Source organism: Bacillus sp. BHET2, from assembly GCF_005938125.1.
Classification (GTDB): Bacteria; Bacillota; Bacilli; order Bacillales; family Bacillaceae_B; genus Rossellomorea.
This window is the reverse complement of the sequence record NZ_VCQN01000002.1, coordinates 554,321-575,181: the sequence shown is the minus strand read 5'-3', so window position 1 is coordinate 575,181 and position 20,861 is coordinate 554,321. Positions and strand designations below refer to the sequence as shown.

General features: G+C 42.8%; 18 protein-coding genes and 1 other annotated feature. Of the genes, 14 read left to right on the top strand and 4 right to left on the bottom strand.

What is annotated here, in order from left to right; all coding sequences use genetic code 11:
* Positions 1-2: 2 nt before the first annotated feature.
* The 3 genes from FGG79_RS12440 to FGG79_RS12430 all read left to right on the top strand — a co-directional run bounded on the left by FGG79_RS12440 (position 3) and on the right by FGG79_RS12430 (position 4,876).
* Positions 3-1,076, top strand: coding sequence for a tetraprenyl-beta-curcumene synthase family protein (locus FGG79_RS12440; protein ID WP_138778751.1), 1,074 nt, complete (start codon positions 3-5; stop codon positions 1,074-1,076).
* Between the two features lie 325 nt (positions 1,077-1,401).
* On the top strand, positions 1,402-3,768 hold the full coding sequence (locus FGG79_RS12435) for an immune inhibitor A domain-containing protein (RefSeq protein ID WP_240794263.1): 2,367 nt from the start codon (positions 1,402-1,404) through the stop codon (positions 3,766-3,768).
* Between the two features lie 103 nt (positions 3,769-3,871).
* Positions 3,872-4,876 (top strand): LLM class flavin-dependent oxidoreductase, encoded by a 1,005-nt coding sequence (locus tag FGG79_RS12430; RefSeq protein ID WP_138778749.1) that lies wholly within the window; start codon positions 3,872-3,874, stop codon positions 4,874-4,876.
* Between the two features lie 41 nt (positions 4,877-4,917).
* On the opposite strand, the gene mnmM is transcribed toward FGG79_RS12430, so the two are convergent.
* A complete protein-coding gene (gene mnmM / locus FGG79_RS12425; protein WP_138778747.1) occupies positions 4,918-5,490 on the bottom strand; it encodes a tRNA 5-(aminomethyl)-2-thiouridylate-methyltransferase MnmM in 573 nt (190 codons plus the stop codon).
* Positions 5,491-5,762: 272 nt separating this feature from the next.
* Between mnmM and FGG79_RS12420 the strand changes: the two genes are divergently transcribed.
* From FGG79_RS12420 to FGG79_RS12410, 3 genes are all read left to right on the top strand, one after another.
* A complete protein-coding gene (locus tag FGG79_RS12420) occupies positions 5,763-6,056 on the top strand; it encodes a YtzC family protein (RefSeq protein WP_138778745.1) in 294 nt (97 codons plus the stop codon).
* Positions 6,053-6,217 (top strand): glycogen biosynthesis protein GlgD, encoded by a 165-nt coding sequence (locus FGG79_RS12415; RefSeq protein WP_138778743.1) that lies wholly within the window; start codon positions 6,053-6,055, stop codon positions 6,215-6,217. Before FGG79_RS12420 ends, FGG79_RS12415 begins: the two co-directional genes overlap by 4 nt.
* A 159-nt stretch (positions 6,218-6,376) precedes the next feature.
* Complete coding sequence (locus FGG79_RS12410) at positions 6,377-7,561, top strand: MDR family MFS transporter (protein WP_138778742.1); 1,185 nt, start codon at positions 6,377-6,379, stop codon at positions 7,559-7,561.
* A 346-nt stretch (positions 7,562-7,907) separates the two neighbouring features.
* On the opposite strand, the gene FGG79_RS12405 is transcribed toward FGG79_RS12410, so the two are convergent.
* The gene (locus tag FGG79_RS12405) at positions 7,908-8,411 is read right to left on the bottom strand and encodes a cupin domain-containing protein (RefSeq protein WP_138778739.1); all 504 of its coding nucleotides are present in this window, start codon (positions 8,409-8,411) and stop codon (positions 7,908-7,910) included.
* Positions 8,412-8,585: 174 nt separating this feature from the next.
* Here FGG79_RS12405 and FGG79_RS12400 point away from each other — a divergent pair, with 174 nt between their 5' ends.
* The 6 genes from FGG79_RS12400 to FGG79_RS12375 all read left to right on the top strand — a co-directional run bounded on the left by FGG79_RS12400 (position 8,586) and on the right by FGG79_RS12375 (position 16,260).
* Entirely contained in the window at positions 8,586-9,947 is a 1,362-nt protein-coding gene (locus FGG79_RS12400) for a sigma-54 interaction domain-containing protein (RefSeq protein ID WP_138778737.1), read from the top strand.
* 286 nt (positions 9,948-10,233) lie between these two features.
* Entirely contained in the window at positions 10,234-11,556 is a 1,323-nt protein-coding gene (locus FGG79_RS12395; protein WP_138778735.1) for a GntP family permease, read from the top strand.
* 13 nt (positions 11,557-11,569) lie between these two features.
* Complete coding sequence (locus tag FGG79_RS12390; protein ID WP_138778733.1) at positions 11,570-12,346, top strand: 3-hydroxybutyrate dehydrogenase; 777 nt, start codon at positions 11,570-11,572, stop codon at positions 12,344-12,346.
* 180 nt (positions 12,347-12,526) lie between these two features.
* Positions 12,527-12,749 (top strand) — a binding site (T-box leader).
* A gap of 90 nt (positions 12,750-12,839) precedes the next feature.
* Positions 12,840-15,254, top strand: a complete 2,415-nt coding sequence (gene leuS / locus FGG79_RS12385) for a leucine--tRNA ligase (protein WP_138778731.1) — start codon at positions 12,840-12,842, stop codon at positions 15,252-15,254.
* A gap of 168 nt (positions 15,255-15,422) precedes the next feature.
* Positions 15,423-15,737, top strand: a complete 315-nt coding sequence (locus FGG79_RS12380) for a rhodanese-like domain-containing protein (RefSeq protein ID WP_138778729.1) — start codon at positions 15,423-15,425, stop codon at positions 15,735-15,737.
* Between the two features lie 340 nt (positions 15,738-16,077).
* On the top strand, positions 16,078-16,260 hold the full coding sequence (locus FGG79_RS12375) for a sporulation protein Cse60 (protein ID WP_138778727.1): 183 nt from the start codon (positions 16,078-16,080) through the stop codon (positions 16,258-16,260).
* 48 nt (positions 16,261-16,308) lie between these two features.
* Here the strand turns inward: FGG79_RS12375 and FGG79_RS12370 are convergent, their stop codons facing one another.
* A complete protein-coding gene (locus FGG79_RS12370; RefSeq protein WP_138778725.1) occupies positions 16,309-17,571 on the bottom strand; it encodes a BaiN/RdsA family NAD(P)/FAD-dependent oxidoreductase in 1,263 nt (420 codons plus the stop codon).
* Positions 17,572-17,776: 205 nt separating this feature from the next.
* On the opposite strand from FGG79_RS12370, the gene FGG79_RS12365 reads away from it, so the two are divergent.
* Together FGG79_RS12365 and FGG79_RS12360 are read left to right on the top strand one after the other, a co-directional pair.
* Positions 17,777-19,396 carry a putative polysaccharide biosynthesis protein gene (locus tag FGG79_RS12365; RefSeq protein WP_138778723.1) on the top strand — a complete coding sequence of 540 codons (1,620 nt, stop codon included), beginning with the start codon at positions 17,777-17,779 and terminating at the stop codon, positions 19,394-19,396.
* A gap of 92 nt (positions 19,397-19,488) precedes the next feature.
* Positions 19,489-20,208: a pseudouridine synthase gene (locus FGG79_RS12360; RefSeq protein WP_138778721.1), complete on the top strand. Its 720-nt coding sequence runs from the start codon at positions 19,489-19,491 to the stop codon at positions 20,206-20,208.
* Positions 20,209-20,552: 344 nt separating this feature from the next.
* Here the strand turns inward: FGG79_RS12360 and FGG79_RS12355 are convergent, their stop codons facing one another.
* A complete protein-coding gene (locus tag FGG79_RS12355; RefSeq protein WP_138778719.1) occupies positions 20,553-20,774 on the bottom strand; it encodes a DeoR family transcriptional regulator in 222 nt (73 codons plus the stop codon).
* Between the last annotated feature and the right edge of the window lie 87 nt (positions 20,775-20,861).

The window sequence follows — 20,861 nt, the reverse complement described above, 5'->3', positions numbered from 1 at the left end:
AGATGCCGATTCCAAATGATCCCTTTTCATTAATGACCAAAGTGTACCGCACTGTTTTTCCGGTTGTGCACAAAGAATTAGCTGCTTGGAAGCAAAGAGCTGAAGCTATCCCTAATCATGAGCTAAGAACCCAGGCACTCTCAAGTATTGAGCATAAAACGTTCCACTGTGAGGGGGGATCGATTCTCTCCCTGTTGGCTCTTGATAAAAAAGAAGACACGATTCGATTCATAGTCGCCTATCAGACGATAAGCGACTATTTGGATAACCTATGTGACCGGAGTGTTTCCCTGGATCCGGATGACTTTGCCCTTCTTCATCAGTCCATGAAGGACTCGTTGACGGTGGGGGCTGAACCTGTTAACTATTATGCATTAAGACAGGATCAGGATGATGGAGGGTATCTCAGGGATTTAGTCCTTACGTGTCAATCGGTTCTCGGCACACTGAGTCACTACGACAGCATCAAGGGTGACCTGATTGAGCTGTGTGAATACTATTGTGATCTGCAAATACATAAGCACGTAAAGAAAGAAGAGAGGGAGCGGAGACTTCAGGATTGGTTTGAAACTCATCGATCCAAACTACCTGAAATGAATTGGTACGAGTTTTCCGCTTGTTCGGGTTCGACCCTGGGAATATTCTGTTTAGTGTCATATGCTTGTCGCAGCGATTTTCAGCAATCGTACACAGAGAAAATCAAACAAGGATATTTCCCGTACATTCAAGGATTACATATTCTCCTCGATTATTTCATAGATCAGAGTGAGGATCATGAAGAGGGCGATTTGAATTTCTGTTTCTATTATGAAGATGATGAGCATTTAAAAGAACGGTTGCTCCATTTTCTACGCAAAGCGGACGAACATACCCATCAGCTTCCCCATGCTCACTTTCACCGTCTGATAAACAAAGGGCTCATAGGTGTATATCTTTCCGACGACAAAGCAAATAAACAGGCAAACGTTCAATCATTCTCCAAGCAATTCATCGGAGAAGCAGGATGGATCACCAAATTTTTCTACCTGAACGGTAAAATCTACCGTAAATGGAGAAACCGCAAAAAAACATCCTAAAATGAGTAAAAAAAGGGACGGACCTTCGAAATCTATTTCGAAGGTCCGTCCCTTTTTCTGTCTATTTCGTCAAACTATAGTAGGGCATAAACCTTCTGGAATCGACGATAGATACCATATTATTACATTAAATTATTGCAATATTATTTATTTTGTGACAAAATACCCAATTGGATTCTAGCGAAATATCATACTATTTATCTAAAAAGCAATTATTTCGTAATACTATATAACCAAATGTTATCTGAAAATATTTACTTTTCAGAATAGTAAAGTATATTGTTATTAGTGTAAAAAATTAGTACATATTTAAGGGGGAATTGGATTGAAATCTCGTAAAGTATTATCAATGGCCATGGTTGCCGCATTAAGTGTAGGGGCGTTTACTGTACCTGCAGCGGCTGCAACCGCAGTGCCGGAAAATGTGTTGGCGAAGCCGACGGTGAAAAATGCAAATCCACATGCTGAGGGTCCTTTTGACTTAGCGATTGCGAATGAAGAGAAGTTAATTGAAATGTTGCAAAAGAGTGGTAAATTATCTAAGAATGCCACGGCGGGACAAGCTGAAAAAGCAGTCCAAAAGTTTCTAAAAGAGAAATCTGAAGGATTGAAAGAATTAGAAGATGATGGTGAATTTAAAGAAGAAAAAGAAAAAATTGAAAAAGATATTAAGAAACACAAAAAAGGAGACAAACATAAAGGGAAAAAGAGAAATCTAGATCCTGTAGAGGAAGAGAATTACACAGGCGATGTACGAACAGATAAAGTTCTAGTACTGCTTATGGAATTCCCGGACTTCCCTCATAATTCCATTACGCCGGAAGATTCAGATATGTACTACGCTGATTATGTGAAAGAGCATTATCAGGATATGGTGTTTGGGGAGAATGGGTACACTGGACCAAACGGTGAGAATTTCATTTCCATGAAACAATATTATGAGCAGCAAACAAACGGGGCTTATTCCGTTGATGGAGAAGTGGCTGGTTGGTACCAGGCCTCTAAACCGGCTGCAGCCTATGGTGGAAATGATCCTGACAGAGGGGATAGCGATACTGACGCAAGAGGATTGATTAAAGAAGCATTACAGGCAGCCGCAAATGATCCGAATGTCGATATGGCTGATTATGACCAAGAAGATCGATATGATCTTGATGGAGATGGAGTCACACGTGAGCCGGACGGACTTGTCGATCATTTAATGGTTGTTCATTCAGCAGTAGGTGAGGAAGCAGGTGGAGGTAGTCTTGGAGAAGATGCTATCTGGTCCCACCGCTGGAACCTTGGTGATATTTTCCCTGTTGAGGGGACTGAAACAGATGTACCGTATTGGGATGGTCAAATGGCCGCTTACGATTACACGGTCCAACCTGCTGACGGGGCAGCCGGAGTATTTTCACATGAGTATGGTCATGATTTAGGATTACCGGATGAATATGATACTCAATATTCCGGAACTGGTGAAGCGGTAGCTTATTGGTCAATTATGGCAAGTGGAAGCTGGGCCGGGAAAGTTCCTGGAACTGAACCAACAGGATTCAGTGCCTGGTCCAAAGAATATTTACAAGCCGCACATGATGGGAATTGGCTGAAGTATGATGAAGTAGATTTAGACGAAATCAATAAAAAAGGTATGGAAGTATTTCTTGATCAAGCAAACACTAAAGGAACAAATTTAGATGCACTCAAAATCAACCTTCCTGAAAAAGAAACAAAGGTGAACACACCATTTAGCGGAGAATTTGAGTACTTTAGCGGAAGTGATAATGATTTAGATAATTCTGCAGTCCTGGATGTGGATTTAACAAATGCTGATAATGCAGAGCTTACTTTCAAAGCATGGTACGACATTGAGCAGGACTGGGATTACGGTTCCGTTCAAGTGAGTGAAGACGGTGAAAATTGGACGAGTATTCCAGGGAACCTGACAACTGATACAAATCCAAATGATCAAAATCCAGGTCATGGGATTACAGGGAAATCCAATGGATGGGTTGACGCATCGTTTGATTTAAGTCAATATGCAGGAAAAGATGTCCAAGTGAAAGTAAACTATTTGACGGATGGTGCAGCGGTTAATCCAGGGCTATATGTAGATGATATTAAAGTTGTGGCGGATGGAAATGAAGTATTCGCTGATGATGCAGAAGGTGAAGTCAAAGTTTCACTTGAAGGATTTACAAAGGATAATGGTGTCAAAACATCTAAGCATTATTACCTGTTAGAATGGAGAAACCACCAGGGAGTAGATGAAGGGTTAGCACACATCCGACGTGGAAACAGCCTGATGACGTATGACCCAGGTCTTATCATCTGGTATGCCGATGAAAAATATGGGGACAACTGGACTGGCGTTCACCCTGGAGAAGGATTCCTTGGGGTTGTGGATGCAGACCAGCGTGAGCTTAAATGGAGCGATAAATCAATGGCAGCAACCCGCTATCAAATTCATGACGCAGCATTCAGCATGAATAAGACAGAAAAAATGTTCTTGGATTATCGGGAATTAACAGGATTGACGCTTGTGGACAAAGATACTCATAAAAACCAACAATTTTACGATAAGCGCAGTTATTTAAATGAGAAGATGCCTGATGCAGGACGCAATGTTCCTGAATATGGCTTAAAAATCAAGGTGACTGGTCAAAGTAAGGATCGTTCAGTCGGAAGAGTGGAAATTAGCAAGAAGTAATCGTTAATAAGGGTGACTGCGTACTCCGCAGCCACCCTTTAAGCATGTTAGTGGACATTTTTCTTCAAGAAATTGATAATAATACTCACATCAATTAAAGGAGATGTCCAAATTGAAGTTAAGTGTATTAGATCAGTCCCCCATTGCAGAAGGAATGAGCCCACAAGAGGCTTTAAATAATACAGTGAAATTAGCACAGCATACAGAAAAATTAGGGTTTGAACGCTTCTGGGTATCAGAGCATCATGACTCCACTAGCCTTGCTGGTTCATCACCTGAAGTGTTGATCGCCCACCTGGCACAGAATACGTCAAGAATCCGTGTTGGCTCAGGTGGTGTGATGCTCCCTCATTATTCTTCTTACAAAGTAGCAGAAAACTTTCGTTTGCTTGAAGGATTGAATCCAAACCGGATCGATTTAGGATTGGGTAGGGCGCCGGGGGGAATGCCAATGGCCACGATGGCCCTTCATGACGGCAAGCCGCGAGACGTGAATCGGTATCCGGAACAAATCGATGATCTTATAGGCTATCTGACGGATTCACTGCCTGATACCCATCCGTACCAAGGGTTAACGGCTGCCCCGATGATTACTGGCATGCCGGAAGTTTGGATGCTCGGATCAAGCCCTTCCAGTGCGATGCTGGCAGCACAGAAAGGACTGCCTTATACGTTTGCGCAGTTTATTAATGGGGAAGGCGGACCTCAATATACCCAGGCGTACCGGAATAATTTTGTTCCATCTGAATATCTGAAGGAACCGAAAAATATCGTAGCCGTGTTTGCCATTTGCGCAGAAACGGATGAAGAAGCGGAAAGAGTGGCGTCAAGCATCGATTTAGCGATCTTGATGATCGAACAAGGCATGCGTTCGAACGGAACGCCAAGCCCTGAAAAAGCGGCAGCCTATCAGTACACGCCATTTGAAGAAATGAGAGTGCGGGAGAATCGTAAACGCATGGTGGTAGGAAACCCTAAAAAGGTGAAAGATAAACTTATTGCTCTCAGTGAACAATACCAAACGGATGAAATCATGCTCGTAAGCATCACATATGATTTCCAGGATAAACTGAAATCATTTGAACTGATTGCGAACGAATTAGCATAAAAAATAGGGACGGACCTCGATTAGAGGTCCGTCCCTATTTTTTACCTTTTCTCCAACGCCACGACGAACGGTGGATTGTTAAGCTGGTTCATGAATTGATAGCGTAGAACGTGAACGTAGTTTTGATCCAATTTTTCAACGTAGCGAAGGATGTAGTCACGCTCCACGGCCCCTTCTGGATGTCCATGATATATGACAAGGACGAGAATCCCTTCAGGGGCCATCATGTCCAGTATTTGATTTAAGGCAAGAATCGTTGTTTTCGGACGTGTGACGATTTCTTTGTCGCCTCCGGGCAAGTAGCCCAGATTAAAGACAGCGCCGGTCACTTTACCATGATGAACCGGTGGAATGACATTCATGACGGTTTCGTGCCCTTGGTGAAAGAGTGTCACCCGATCGGCGAGCTCATGGGTGGTAAGTTGTTCCTTCGTGGTTTCTATCGCTTCTTCTTGAACATCAAACCCATATACCCTTCCATTTTCTCCGACTAATCGTGCCAGAAATAAGGTATCATGTCCATTTCCAAGTGTTGCGTCTATTGTGATATCCCCTGGTCTGACAGCCCGCTCTAGGAGCTCTCTCGCAAAAGATAAGATTCGATCTATTTTCATGCTTTCACATCCACTTTATAAAATTTTCACTGCCAGCTATCCCCCGTGTAAGTTCGTCAAACACCTCCTACATTTCCAGATGACAATTTGTATGTATGCAATCGTATTGCTCAAAAAGATTTTAACATGAACATGGGGGCAAATGTATCCTACAAAGAGAAATAGGCGAAGATTACCACTTCTGAAACGGGCAATCAAGTTCAAACTAAGGTAGAGAAGAGTAAGGATGGGATCTATCTCTTCTCTATTCCAATGTCAGGGAGGTAGTCGAAATGGCAACAAGAAATTCGATTGATGAATGCATGCAAAAGTGTGAAGATGCCATTCGTTACGCTCAGCAACAATATAAATCAGGGACACAACAAGAGCATTATCATGATGTAGAGTATACTCAAGCGTTGCAGCAGCTTGAAGAAGCGGTGAATGATGTAGCACACTTAGCCAACAGTGCAAACGCTCAACAGCGGGATCAATTGCACCGCATGAGACTGCAAGTTCAGACACTGCAAAATGATATGATTCTGTTAGATCATGATCCGAATGTAGTAGGAGGTAAATTACATTGACGACACGCTCTGATCAAAACAACCCGGAACAAAAGACCCGCAGTAATTTCCGTAAACTGGACACAGAATTCGGTACTGAAAACAATCCTGTGAAAACAGCTAAAAAGCGCTACGAGAAACAGGGGCAACCTGTGAAATCCAATCATCATAACGGTAAATAATCGTTTCCTAAACCAGGTGTTCTCAATGAGGACACCTGGCTTTTTATGGTGGCGAAAAAGGACAACGTTACCTCAAAAAAATAATTCTTGCTCCCTTTCCCAAAAAAGAGTAAAATCCTTTTGGGACTCGAAATAAATGAATGGAAAGGGGGCAGACTTATGCCCAAATCATTATGGTTGCTTGTCATTGGGATGATGGTGAATGTGACGGGAGCCTCTTTTTTGTGGCCACTTAATACAATTTACCTTCATGAGAATTTAGGGAAATCATTGTCTGTAGCGGGGATTGTGTTGATGTTGAATGCAGGTGCTAGTGTAATCGGTAATCTGATCGGGGGAAGCCTCTTTGATAAGATTGGGGGTTATCGTTCCATTCTAACAGGTATTTCCATTACCTTGATTGCTTTAATCGGAATGAATGTATGGCACGGTTGGCATTATTATGTTGTCTTCTTGACAATCGTCGGATTCGGTTCGGGAATCGTATTTCCTTCTATGTATGCCATGGCAGGTTCCGTTTGGCCTGAAGGTGGCAGGAAGGCATTCAACTCTGTCTATGTGGCGCAAAATATCGGGGTTGCGGTAGGAGCTGCCATGGGTGGACTAGTCGCCTCGTTTTCTTTTAACTATATATTCTTAGCGAATCTTAGTATGTATGTGGTCTTTTTCTTCATTGCCTTATTCGGTTATCGAAGCATTTCAGTCAACGGTCATCAGACCTCCGTCTTGAATGAGTCTAAGCAAATCAGGGACAAATCGAAGCTGAAGGCATTACTCTTCATTTGTGTGGCTTACTTATTATGCTGGGTAGGGTATGTCCAATGGCAATCAACCATTGCGACCTACACACAGGAAATCAATATCAGTCTGAAACAATATAGCTTACTGTGGACAATCAACGGTGCATTGATCGTTCTTGCCCAGCCGCTTTTATCAAAAGTCATCAAACGCTTCGAACACAACTTAAAACGACAAATCATGATAGGAACGGTTATCTTCATGGTTTCGTTCGGGGTTGCGTCTACCGCTGATCAATTCAAGTGGTTTGCAGCAGCTATGGTTATTCTGACAATCGGTGAAATGCTCATCTGGCCGGCAGTTCCTACGATAGCCAACTCACTGGCTCCAAAAGGGAGAGAGGGATTCTATCAAGGGATCGTCAACAGTACGGCCACTGGTGGCAGGATGATTGGTCCATTTATCGGAGGAGTAATGGTGGACGTATTCAGTATGCAGGTGTTGTTTATGACGTTGATTGGTTTCTTCGTTGTTTCATTATTGATCACAAGTCAATATGACCGACCGTTAAAAAAGAAGAGCCCGGTGACTGTAACGGTTCATTAACGAATAAAATCCCCCAATGAAAATTCATTGGGGGATTGATATTTTTACACATAAAAAGGGCTCCCGTTTCCTACGGAAGCCCACTTGCAAAAAAATTGAGGCGATAGATCAGCAAACGCCACATCGTTTGTTGTCACAAGGACGTGATCCTCGACTTACACAATTCAGCTCATCGCTATAATAGAATAGCATAGGACTTTAAAGAAAACAAGACTATTTTATGAATATAAATGAAATCCATCGAATATACGAAGTTTTAAAAGCTGTTTATAGCCGTTTCTAAGATGCATTACTATAGAAAAATAGGAATGAATTAAATCGCATGAATAGTAGAACATGTGCTACATCATTGCTTGAGCCAATATTTTAACAATGGGCCAGCGTCACCAAACACAGGGTCCAATGATGGAAGTGGAACGTTTTTGATTTCGATTAACACACTGGGGCGTTCTCGTAATAAGCCCTTTTTTACATTATAGTCATCACCGTTCGGATAGGCACCTGCCACTTTAAAGTCAGCACTAGCGCTCAGTTTCTTATGACCTGTGCCGGCAGGGAGGATGATCACGTCCCCTTTATGGACTGTCACTTCTTCCCCATTTTTACCACCTAATTGAACCGTGGCATCGCCTTCCATCACGCCTAATACCTCATGGGCATCACTATGATAATGGTGGTAATCATAAATGCCATTCGTCCAACTATTGAGCCATTGATTTCGGTTGAATATATTTTCAGCATCATGTGAATGCTCCAAAGCATTCCGGTAAATGAGTACGGGAAGGTCCGGGTTATTTGGGATGATTCCATCGTCTTCGAAATAAAATATTTTCAGTTCTGCGATTTTCATCCTTTCATTCCTCCATTCATTGTTAAGGAGTTTCCCTATTACTTTAGACATTAAACCGAATCTGCACTGGTAATTGAAATTATTGGCAATACAATTCCTCTTCGAAAAGGAAGAAAGTGAATGTGCTACTATAGAAGTATATGTGCCCTTGTTAAACAGAGGAGGCGAATGGAAATGAGCAGCTTATTAAAACAAGTGTCTGTAGAAATGATTGAAATCATTCTTGAGAACGCTTTCGAATGGTTGGTCGTCGTTGATAACGAAGGCACCATTATCTATATAAATGATAATTACTGCCGATTTCTTGAGGTGGAGAGGGATAGGGCGATTGGCTCTCATGTAACAAACGTAATTGAAAATACGAGAATGCACCTAGTAGCCTGCGATGGAAAAGAAGAGGTGGCGGACCTGCAATACATAAAAGGAAATTATATGATTGCGAATCGTATACCGATTGTGGTAGATGGGTTGGTCATCGGTGCGTTTGGCTCAGTTATTTTCCGGGACACAAGTGAATGGATGCAAATGAGCTCCCATGTGAAAAACATGATGTCGAAAATCCAAAGTTACATACAGGATATCAACACCGGCGTGAAATATTCACTGAATGATATCATCGGTGAATCACAGGGGATGAATGAATTAAAGGATAAAGCCCAAATGATTGCCCCAAGCGACATCTCGATCCTGATCAGAGGGGAGAGCGGTACCGGCAAGGAGCTGTTTGCCCACAGTATTCATCAGTTGAGTGAAAGAAGCGGACAACCGTTCATTAAAGTGAATTGTGCTGCGATTCCGGAGCAATTATTGGAATCCGAGCTATTCGGATATGAGGAAGGAGCTTTTACCGGGGCCAAAAAGGGTGGAAAAAAAGGTAAGTTTCAGCTTGCCCATAAAGGGACTCTGTTTCTCGATGAAATCGGCGACATGCCCCTTAATATGCAGGCGAAGCTTCTCAGAGTTCTACAAGAAGGGGAAGTAGAGGCAGTCGGTTCAACAAGGGTACAACATGTGGATGTCCGAATTGTTGCCGCTACGAATCGCCCATTGGAAAAAATGATGGAAGAAAAGCGATTTCGTAGTGATTTATACTACCGAATCAACGTCGTTCCTTTTCAAATCCCTCCTCTACGTGAACGGAAGGAAGATATTGAAACGCTGGCTGCATTTTTCCTGGAGAAATCTACAAAATCATCGGGTAAACGAATTCAAGGATTTGAAAACGATGTGATGCAAATATTCTTTTCTTACAGCTGGCCCGGAAATCTCCGGGAGTTGGAAAATGTCATCAACGCATCCACCTACCTTTCGAATGGAAGCAAGATTTCCCTTCAATCCCTCCCGTCGTATATGAAGGTCGGCAATTTATATGATGTAGGTTCTAAAACATTGAAAGAAATCCTTGAAGAAACGGAGAAATCCGTTTTGACCCAAAGTCTTCAATCTTATCAACACGATAAGCGGAAGGTTGCTGAGTCTTTAGGAATAAGTAAGTCGAGCATGTATGAAAAATTAAATAAGTATGAGCTTCTTTGATGAAGTTTAGAGTCCGGGAATTTGGAAAAGAGTCCATATTTCCGGACTCTTTTGTTTTACAGTAAGTATGACGGTTTTGTGTCAGGAATAGAGGTCTAGTCCGGAAATTCGGAATTTATTCTATTTTAAACCTTCATGAGTAAGGATCTTTAGTAATCTGAAAGTTGGCACAATTATTGCATGTATGATGATTGAAAGTATTTTTTGAAAGGAGAGAGTGTTCTGAAGAAAAATGTAAACGATTTCATATAAGAGGTTATCTTTATAGAACGAAGGGGGAACTATTATGTTAAGTATGGTTGGACTTATTGGAGGACTTATTTTATTAATCTTTTTAACGATGAGGGGTATGAACATCCTGATTGTCGGTCCCATATCGGCATTATTCGTAGCTGTGTTAAGTGGTATGCCACTCTTCCCGCAATTAGCGGGTGAGGGGGAAGCCGATCTCGTCACGAACTATATGTCAGGATTTACAAGCTTTATCGCTGCCTGGTATCTCATGTTCTTACTGGGAGCCGTTTTCGGGAAAGTGATGGAAGACAGTGGGGCGGCCGATAGTGTTTCCCGTTTTGTCGTAGAGAAATTAGGGATGAAATACGCCGTGTTCGCCATTGTGCTTGCCTGTGCGGTTCTAACTTATGGCGGAGTCAGTCTCTTCGTCGTAGCTTTCTCGGTGTATCCGATGGCTGTGAGCTTGTTTAAACAGGCCGATCTCCCTCGACGTTTCATTCCAGCTGCACTAGCATTCGGTTCGGTGACGTTCACGATGACATCAGCAGGTTCACCGGAAATCCAGAACTGGATCCCAATTGAATTTTTAGAAACAACACCTTATGCCGGCTGGGAAGTCAGCTTAATTGTCGCCGTATTTATGGCTAGTTTTGGCTACTGGTGGTTAAAACGTATGATTACAAAAGCAGTGAAAAAAGGAGAAAAATTCAATGCCCGTGAAGAAGACCCGGTCATTGATGAAGGAAGACCTTTACCTAACCCGTTCATGGGCTTGATTCCATTATTAGTTGTGTTAATTCTGGCGTTTTCATTCCATGATTCCTTCAAACAATCGGCACTTATTATTGCTCTACTTGGTGGAGTGATTTCTGCGTATGTGTTGAATCGACAATACTTCAAAGGATTCTGGGGTGCTGTTTCCGAAGGTACGGTCGGTGCATTGATCGCTATCGGGAATACGGCGGCTGTTGTTGGATTCGGAGGTGTGGCTAAAGCTGTTCCTGCTTTCAGTCAGGCAGTTGAAGTCATGACGAATATACCTGGATCCCCTTTAATAGGAGGAGCGATAGCCGTCAGTGTGATTGCAGGTATGACTGGTTCAGCATCAGGTGGCCAGGCGATTGCACTTCCAATCCTTGCACCGCACTATGTGGACATGGGTGTGAACCCTGAAGCCCTTCACCGGGTTGTAGCGATTTCTTCAGGAGCATTGGATTCCTTGCCGCATAATGGTTATGTGGTCACAACGATTCGCTCGATCTGTAATGAAACTCATGGGGAAGCGTATGGTGCTGTTGGAGCGTTGACGGTAATTGTACCGCTTATAGGATTGGCATTGGCAATTCTATTATTCTCCTTTGGAGTAGGGATTTAAGAAAGGAGTTATCATGGTTAAAGATAAAGTAGTATTCATAACAGGGGCAGCGCAAGGTATCGGCTATGAAATTGGCAAAGAATTTGCTGCAGCCGGAGCGAAAGTCGTCTTGACAGACTTACAGGAAGATGCGGTTCACAAAGCTTCAGAGAGCCTTAATGAAGAAGGATTCGAAGCTCTTGGAATAAAATGTGACGTGACATCTGAAATCGAGTTGAAGGAAGCGATCAAAAAGGCAGTAGATTATTATGGGAAACTGGATGTCTTAATCAATAATGCTGGATTGCAGTACGTCTCCCATATTGAAGGATTTCCTACTGAAAAGTTTGAGCTTCTATTAAAAGTGATGCTGACCGCACCTTTTGTGGCAATAAAGCATGCCTTGCCTCATATGAAGAAACAAGGAAACGGCCGGATCATTAATATGGCTTCGATTAACGGTTTAGTCGGGTTCTCTGGTAAAGCTGCCTACAATTCAGCCAAACACGGGGTCATAGGACTTACGAAAGTAGCGGCATTGGAAACGGCTGAGCACGGGATAACAGTGAATGCGGTATGCCCGGGGTATGTCGATACCCCGTTAGTCCGGAATCAACTAGGGGATCTTGCAAAAACGCGAAACATCCCACTTGATAAGGTAATAGAAGAAGTTATTTATCCACTCGTTCCTCAAAAAAGGTTATTGGATGTAAAAGAAATTGCAGACTACACCATGTTCCTTTGCAGTGAAGCAGCCAAGGGCATTACGGGGCAGGCGGTCGTGCTGGATGGTGGATATACGGTACAATAGATGAAGGAATGAAACAGCCTTTTAAGGTTGTTTCATTTTTTTGACTTGTACGTTATATAACCAAGCATCGATTTCACAGTTACACCAACAAAATCATAAAAATTCACCATAAATCAACAATAGGCTTGCGCTTCTGTATGAATTTCACTAAAATAGTGAATACATATAATGTTTACTTATATTGAAACGTTGATCAGGATTAGTAATGATGGTTTTCTGTTGTAGAGAGTTGACGGGTGGTGGAAGTCAACCAGAAGCATCATGAACTCGCCTGCTGAGTTGCAAGTGTGAACCATAAGTAAGACTTGCCGTTTTCCGCGTTAAGGATGAATGAAGCTGAGTGCGCGTACACTAATGTGGGTGGTACCGCGGGAGAATGTATTGACAAACTCTCGTCCCAAATATTTATTTGGGATGAGGGTTTTTTTATTTTTTTTCAAAAAAGAAAGGCAATTAATGACCTTTCGAATGACAATTAAAGGAGGATCTCAATATGAGTTTTAATCATAAGAGTGTTGAGACAAAATGGCAGCAGTATTGGGAAGAAAACAAAACGTTCAAAGCGACGGAAGATGAAGGGAAATCCAATTTCTATGCCCTGGATATGTTCCCCTATCCATCAGGCGCAGGCCTTCACGTAGGGCATCCGGAAGGGTTCACTGCAACAGATATCCTTTCACGTATGAAGCGTATGCAAGGGTACAATGTCCTTCACCCGATGGGGTGGGATGCATTCGGTTTACCGGCAGAGCAATATGCCCTTGATACAGGGAATGACCCGGCAGAATTCACAGAGAAAAATATTAATACGTTCCGCCGTCAAATTAAATCATTAGGTTTCTCCTATGATTGGGATCGCGAAGTGAATACAACAGATCCAGGCTACTATAAATGGACACAATGGATCTTCATTCAACTTTATAATAAAGGTTTGGCTTACGTGGATGAGGTGGCAGTGAACTGGTGCCCGGCCCTTGGAACGGTCCTTGCCAATGAAGAAGTCATCGATGGAAAGAGTGAACGGGGAGGACACCCAGTAGAACGCCGTCCGATGAAGCAGTGGATGCTGAAAATCACCGCTTATGCTGACCGTCTGATTGAAGACCTTGAAGATGTCGACTGGCCTGAAAGCATAAAGGATATGCAGCGCAACTGGATCGGACGCTCTGAAGGAGCCGAAATCAATTTTACAATTGAAGGTCATGACGAATCGTTCGACGTCTTCACGACTCGCCCTGATACGATCTTTGGTGCAACGTATGCGGTTCTTGCTCCAGAGCACCCGTTTGTAGAAAAAATCACAACGGATGAAAATCGCTCGAAAGTAAAAGAATATATCGACAAAATCAAATCGAAAAGTGATCTTGAGCGCACAGATCTGGCAAAAGAAAAAACCGGTGTATTTACTGGTGCTTATGCAGTTAATCCAGCAAATGGAGAGAAAATGCCGATCTGGATTGCCGATTACGTTCTAATGAGCTATGGTTCTGGTGCAATCATGGCAGTTCCTGCCCATGACGAAAGAGACTATGAGTTTGCGAAGGAGTTCGAGCTTCCAATCATAGAAGTCGTTTCTGGAGGGGACGTTGAGAAAGAGGCGTACACAGGCGATGGAGATCATGTAAACTCTGGTTTCCTTGACGGACTTGGGAAAGAAGAGGCAATCACCAAAGCGATTTCCTGGTTGGAAGAGAAAAACATCGGAACGAAGAAAGTGACGTATCGCCTTCGTGATTGGCTATTCAGCCGTCAACGTTATTGGGGAGAGCCGATTCCTGTCATTCATTGGGAAGATGGTACAACATCACCGGTTCCTGTAAGTGAGCTGCCTCTTGTTCTTCCGAAGACGACTGAAATCAAGCCGTCCGGTACGGGAGAATCACCGCTTGCAAATATCAGTGAATGGGTGAATGTGGAAGATCCTGAAACCGGCAAAAAAGGCCGTCGTGAAACAAACACGATGCCACAATGGGCCGGCAGCTGCTGGTACTACCTTCGTTATATCGACCCACATAACGAAGAAGCACTTGCCGATGCGAAGAAAATGGAAGATTGGCTACCGGTAGATACGTACATCGGCGGAGCAGAGCATGCGGTACTTCACTTGTTATATGCCCGTTTCTGGCATAAGTTCCTATATGATATCGGTGTAGTTCCAACGAAAGAGCCGTTCCAAAAGCTATTCAACCAAGGTATGATCCTTGGGGAAAACAATGAAAAAATGAGTAAATCAAAAGGGAATGTTGTCAATCCGGATGAGGTTGTAGAATCTCACGGAGCAGATACCCTTCGTCTTTATGAAATGTTCATGGGTCCATTGGAAGCTTCCATTGCCTGGAGCACGAATGGCCTTGACGGAGCCCGTCGTTTCCTTGACCGTGTATGGCGTCTGCTTGTTGAAGAGGATGGTACGCTGTCTTCTAAAGTGAAGGATGCACCGAACTCTGATCTGGACAAAAGCTATAACCAGACCGTTAAGAAAGTGACAGAAGACTACGAAGGCCTTCGCTTCAATACAGGGATTTCTCAGCTAATGGTATTCATCAATGATGCGTACAAAGCTAATACACTCCCTAAAACCTATGTGGAAGGTTTCATCAAGCTTCTGGCTCCAATCGCTCCACATATGACAGAAGAACTTTGGAACAAGCTTAGTCACGAAGGAACGATTTCCTACCAACCATGGCCAACATTCGATGAATCGAAGCTTGTAGACAACGAAGTCGAAATTGTCCTTCAAGTAAATGGAAAAGTGAAAGTCAAAGTCATGGTCCCTCGTGACATGAACAAAGAAGACCTTGAAAAAACAGCGATGGAAAACGAAGAAATCAAAAGCCAAATAGAAGGCAAAACCATCCGCAAAGTCATCGCCGTACCAGGCAAACTAGTCAACATCGTAGCGAACTAATAATAAATGTGAGTAAATGTGAGGGACGGACCTTGAAATGGACATGATTTTAAGCGTAAATCGCTTTAAATCAGCCTTTCTTTGAGGTCCGTCCCTCAATCTGATTTTTTTGTTTAGGGGACTTGGTTTGGTATAATCATGGTGAATAATGTTGAAAGGAAGATGATGATGGATACAATTAAAACGATTACGACGGATGAGTTAGAGAAAAAGTTGAGTAATGGTGAAGATTTGCTTTTAGTGGATGTTCGTGAGGATGAAGAAGTGGAAGAGGGAATGATCCCAGGAGCGAAGCACATCAAGATGGGTGAAATCCCTGAGTCACTGGATCAATTTGAAAAGGATAAAGAGTATATCTTTATCTGCCGTTCAGGAAATCGCAGTGGAAATGTTGCTCATTATATGCAGGAACAAGGCTATAAAGTGGTAAACATGGAAGGCGGCATGATGAACTGGTCAGGGGAAACAGCTGAGAAGAAATAATGTGAGTTTGATGGAAAAGCACATCCTTTTTATAAAAAGGGATGTGCTTTTTTCAATTGGAGGTATTTGGAGTAGAAATGGGTGTGTGAGGGCTGATGATGCGTGAATTTGGAGTGACAACAATTGATTTAACGGCGAGATTTTCATTATAACGGCGAAATTCTGAATTTAACGGCGAAATACGTGATATAACGGCGATAATCAACATTTAACGGCGAAATCGAAAATGTTGCCCTCCCAACACCTTTCTACCCCATATAAAAAATCACGCGCATCGAATTGTTTGAAAATTAACTATTCTGACGATACTAGTAGCAAAAACAATCCGGGAGGGAGCCCTATGATCCAAGTAAAAGTCTTCGACTACGAGCATGAGAAAGATTTAGAAAAGGATATGAACCAATTTCTCAGTAAATTGGAAGATAAAAAGATCGTCGATATTAAATACCATGTAGCTGCTATGTCAGAAGAAATAGAGGATCAAATCTATTGTTTCTCCGCTATGGTCGTTTATCGAAAATAAAAAGGTTGATCGCTCAATGAATGAGGATCAACCTTTCTTTTTATTACCTTAAACTTTCCCTGCATTAAAACCGGCAAGTCTGCCTGTGACGAGGGCTGAGGTGATATTATATCCGCCTGTATATCCGTGGATGTCGAGTACTTCTCCACAGAAGAAGAGGCCGTTCATTTTCTTCGAAGCCATGGTTTTTGGTTCGATTTCTTTGATAGATACACCGCCACCGGTCACAAAGGCTTTATCGATCGATAACGTGCCGTTCACGTTGAAGGTGAATTGCTTTAACAGCTTTGTGAAATGACGGATTTTTTCTGATGAGATATGATCTCCTTTTTCATCGTGATCAATGTTTGCCTGGTCCAGTAGAAATAACAGGTATCTCTCTGGTACTAATCCTTTGAAAAGGTTCTTCGCGGCCTTCTTCCCATCTTCTTTCACCTGCTTATGAAGGGACTGGAAAAGTTGTTCTTCATTTTGCTCGGGCATGGAGTCGATCTGCATGGCAACATGAGTCAAGTTCCATTTCTTCATGGCCTTTACCACGTATTGACTGCAGCGAAGAACGGCCGGTCCGGAAATTCCCAAATGTGTAAAAATCATATCCATTTTATGGGTGATGATTTTTTTTCCTTTCGGATTCATCACACTTAAGTCAACACTGCGCAAAGAAAGGCCTTGAAGCTCTTTCTTCTTAATAAAAGGCTCGTCCGATGTAAGGGGAACTTCAGTCGGGAATAAATCCGTGATTGTATGCCCGGCTTTTGTGGCCCAAGGGTATCCATCTCCCGTTGATCCAGTGTGAGGGACGGACCTTCCTCCAACCGCAATCACGACAGCATCTGCAGCAATCGTTCCCCCATCTTTCAAGAGGATGCCGACCGTTTGGCCATTTTCGTATAGAACATCTTCCACACTTGTGCTCAACCGTGTGTCTATCTTCAATTCCTGCATTCGGTTTAATAGAGCTTCCACAACGTCCAATGCCCGGTTGGAAACAGGGAACATACGTCCGTGATCTTCCTCTTTCAACTGTATTCCCAGGTTCTCGAAGAAAGAGATGATATCTTCATTATTAAATTCAGAAAACGCACTGTATAAGAAACGTCCGTTCCCTGGGATATGCTTGATGATTTCCTCTACCGGGAGCCTGTTGGTCACGTTACAGCGACCGCCTCCGGAAATGGCGAGTTTTCTTCCGAGCTTCGTTCCTTTATCTACAAGAAGGACCTTCGCACCGTTCTCTCCGGCTGCGATACTGGCCATTAAACCGGAAGGCCCTCCGCCTATGACGATGACATCATATTTCTTTACCATTTTTCCACCAACTTTTAGTTTTGCTCTTTCGGTTCTCCAAAAGAAGTTTCTCCTTATTTTAAATGGGATGGGAATTAAAAACAACAATTCGAAAAAAATTGTCATTCGATTCGTACAGTAGTAAACTACTGATAGTGTGTAAATTTTCAAGCATGATACTATTTTGTTTGTCTAACGAGCAACAAGATATATAGAGAGGGATACTATGTCATCTAAATTAATAAGAGGAACGTTTATCTTAACGTTAGGGACCTTTATTTCGAAGTTTTTGGGTCTTTTTTATGTTATACCGTTTGATGATTTGCTTAAAGGTCATGAAGAAGGGGCGTCCCTATATCAATATGGATATGTACCCTATACCATCTTTCTGACTGTCGCAACTGCAGGAGTGCCGCTGGCGGTTTCGAAATTTGTGTCAAAATATAATGCCATAGGAGAATATGCGGTAGGGCGAAGGTTATTTAAATCAGGTTTGGTTCTGATGACATTAACGGGAATCGTATCGTTCCTCATTATGTATGCATTTGCGCCAATCTTTGCCGGAATGACAATCAAAAGTAATGAACAGGTCATTTCTGTTGATCAGGTAACCACTGTCATTCGGGCCGTAAGTTTTGCCTTGATCATCATTCCGTTTATGAGTTTGATCCGGGGATTCTTCCAAGGTCATCAATCGATGGGACCGACGGCGGTTTCTCAGGTGATTGAACAGATTGTCCGGATTGTCTTCTTACTGGGCGGAATCTATGTCGTCTTAAACATATTGGGTGGTACCGTGACAACCGCCATCTCTGTCGCGACATTTGCTGCATTTGTCGGCGGGCTTGCTAGTCTTGGAGCGTTGATATGGTACTGGTATAAACGCAAGCCCCATTTGGATGAGCTATTGGAAGAGGACCGGGGAAACGAAGAAGTTTCGTTGAAATCGATGTACAAAGAAATCATTGCCTACTCGATTCCGTTCATTTTTGTTGGACTTGCCAATCCTTTGTTCCAACTCGTTGATCAGATTACCTTTAATACAGCGATGGATGACATCGGAAATGCCAAGGTATCCGATCATGCCTTTGCCGTATTGAACTTCTATACCCATAAGCTTGTGATTATTCCAGTATCTTTAGCAACCGCGTTTTCGATGACCTTAATTCCATTGATTACGACTTCTTATACGAGTGGCGACCGGAAAACCATGCGAAGAAACATTGACCAAACGTTCCAAATCCTGTTGTTCTTAACAGTACCGGCAGCATTAGGACTTGCCCTTTTAGCTGAGCCGATGTATACGATGTTCTATCATAGCGATGCATTAGGGACATCGATATTGCGGTCATATGCACCTGTAGCGATCCTATTTGCCTTATTTGCGGTTACAGCAGCGATCCTTCAAGGAATTGATGAACAGAAGTTTACGATTTTCAGCTTACTGGTCGGCTTGCTTCTCAAGCTAGTCTTGAACATTCCATTGATTCGCCTGTTTGAAACGCAAGGAGCTGTCCTTGCGACCACACTTGGCTATGTAGCGGCGATTCTAATCAATCTGTATGTCATCAAGAAGTATGCTAGATACCAATTCGGGTTGATCATCAGAAGAACCATGTTCATTGGGGCACTGAATGCGATAATGGCCGTCGTTGTGTTAGTGTTATATACTGTTCTCGTTAAATTCCTTAATCCAGAGACAGGATTCCAGTCCATCCTGCTAGTAGCCATCTGCGGCGGAGTAGGAGCACTCGTTTATTTCTATCTCAGTTTAAGAAGTAAATTGGCCGATCGATTATTTGGAGATAAAATCACCAAGATTCGCAGTAAACTGCGGATAGGGTAAGTGAAAAAAGGGATGATACATACCGATCATCCCTTTTTTTATCGTAAGAGAAATGCACCAAAACAATCCACAATAAACGGAGAGTGAATCATATGAGAATAGATAAAATGCTTGCCAATATGGGTCATGGCAGCAGGAAAGAAGTTAAGAAGCTATTAAAGGACGGAGGTCTCCAAGTAAATGGAGAGGTCGTAAAAGACGGTAAGGTCCATATTAATACAGAAAAAGATACGGTTCTGTTGTACGGGGAGCAGGTTGAGTATCGTGAGTACATCTACCTCCTGATGAATAAGCCTCCGGGAGTGATATCCGCTACAGAAGATGGTCAAGATGAAACGGTGATTGACTTACTTCAAATGGATGATCAAATATTTAGTCCGTTTCCAGTAGGGAGACTTGATAAAGACACAGAAGGCTTCCTATTGATCACGAATGATGGTCAGTTATCCCACCAGCTGCTATCTCCTAAACGCCATGTGCCAAAAACGTACTTTGCCGTCATTGAAGGGGAAGTAACTGAAGCAGATGTGGAAGCTTTCAAAAAAGGTGTTACATTGGAAGATGGCTATGAAACAAAGCCTGGGGAATTGACAATCTTAAAATCCGGTTTAACGTCAGATATCGAATTGACGATTACTGAAGGGAAATTCCATCAAGTGAAAAGAATGTTTGAAAGTGTTGGGAAGCGTGTCGTATATCTGAAACGCTTGACGATGGGTCCCCTTGAGCTGGATGAAGATCTGGAACTTGGTGAGTACCGTGAGTTAACCGAAGAGGAAGTCACGCAATTGAAGGAATACAAACCTGAGTAAAGACTAAAGACGGGAGAACACCTTTAACTAAAGGTGTTCTCCCGTCTTTTTGATTATCGGTCGCCTCTGGGCAAAGCCCTTCCGCTTTTCAATATGTCCAGCTCCGGCGGCTAGAGGCTCGAGGTCATAAGTCAAACCTGCCAAAAAGGCAAAGTGCGCCTTTCCGGCAGGTTCGACTTATGCTTGTCGCCTCTGTACGAGCCGCCTCCGCTTTTCTATTGTCCAGCTCCAGGGCTTAGAGGCTCGAGGTCATAAGCCAAACCTGCCAAAAAGGCAAAAACCCGCCTTTTTGGCAGGTTCGTCATATGCTTGTCGCCTCTGGGCAAAGCCCTTCCGCTTTTCTATTATGATGTCATCTTTACTTTCTTCTTTGTGGTTGTCCATTGACCCCGACTTGGGCTTTGAACCAAGTCATTGTACTCTAACACGTTGAGGTCTCTTTGTATGGTGCGAGGAGTAATGCCAAATTCGTCTACAAGATCTTGAGTTGTTACAGTACCTTTCTGATTAATGTACATGTATACAGCTTTGATTCTAGTTAGCATACGATTGGTTGAAGGTTTCAAAAAACCACTCCCTCATCATTTTTCCGAAAGGCAAGACTACATGCGTCACTTGTGCACCTCACGTGCTACCATATGTACTATGCGCTT

Coding starts and splice junctions, on each gene's coding strand:
- FGG79_RS12410 (WP_138778742.1), top strand. CDS start 6,377: ATGCCCAAATCATTATGGTTGCTTGTCATTGGGATGATGGTGAATGTG.
- mnmM (WP_138778747.1), bottom strand. CDS start 5,490: ATGAAAATAGATCGAATCTTATCTTTTGCGAGAGAGCTCCTAGAGCGG.
- FGG79_RS12360 (WP_138778721.1), top strand. CDS start 19,489: ATGAGAATAGATAAAATGCTTGCCAATATGGGTCATGGCAGCAGGAAA.
- FGG79_RS12405 (WP_138778739.1), bottom strand. CDS start 8,411: ATGAAAATCGCAGAACTGAAAATATTTTATTTCGAAGACGATGGAATC.
- FGG79_RS12390 (WP_138778733.1), top strand. CDS start 11,570: ATGGTTAAAGATAAAGTAGTATTCATAACAGGGGCAGCGCAAGGTATC.
- FGG79_RS12370 (WP_138778725.1), bottom strand. CDS start 17,571: ATGGTAAAGAAATATGATGTCATCGTCATAGGCGGAGGGCCTTCCGGT.
- FGG79_RS12430 (WP_138778749.1), top strand. CDS start 3,872: ATGTCCAAATTGAAGTTAAGTGTATTAGATCAGTCCCCCATTGCAGAA.
- FGG79_RS12420 (WP_138778745.1), top strand. CDS start 5,763: ATGGCAACAAGAAATTCGATTGATGAATGCATGCAAAAGTGTGAAGAT.
- FGG79_RS12375 (WP_138778727.1), top strand. CDS start 16,078: ATGATCCAAGTAAAAGTCTTCGACTACGAGCATGAGAAAGATTTAGAA.
- FGG79_RS12380 (WP_138778729.1), top strand. CDS start 15,423: ATGGATACAATTAAAACGATTACGACGGATGAGTTAGAGAAAAAGTTG.
- FGG79_RS12440 (WP_138778751.1), top strand. CDS start 3: ATGCCGATTCCAAATGATCCCTTTTCATTAATGACCAAAGTGTACCGC.
- FGG79_RS12365 (WP_138778723.1), top strand. CDS start 17,777: ATGTCATCTAAATTAATAAGAGGAACGTTTATCTTAACGTTAGGGACC.
- FGG79_RS12395 (WP_138778735.1), top strand. CDS start 10,234: ATGTTAAGTATGGTTGGACTTATTGGAGGACTTATTTTATTAATCTTT.
- leuS (WP_138778731.1), top strand. CDS start 12,840: ATGAGTTTTAATCATAAGAGTGTTGAGACAAAATGGCAGCAGTATTGG.
- FGG79_RS12400 (WP_138778737.1), top strand. CDS start 8,586: ATGAGCAGCTTATTAAAACAAGTGTCTGTAGAAATGATTGAAATCATT.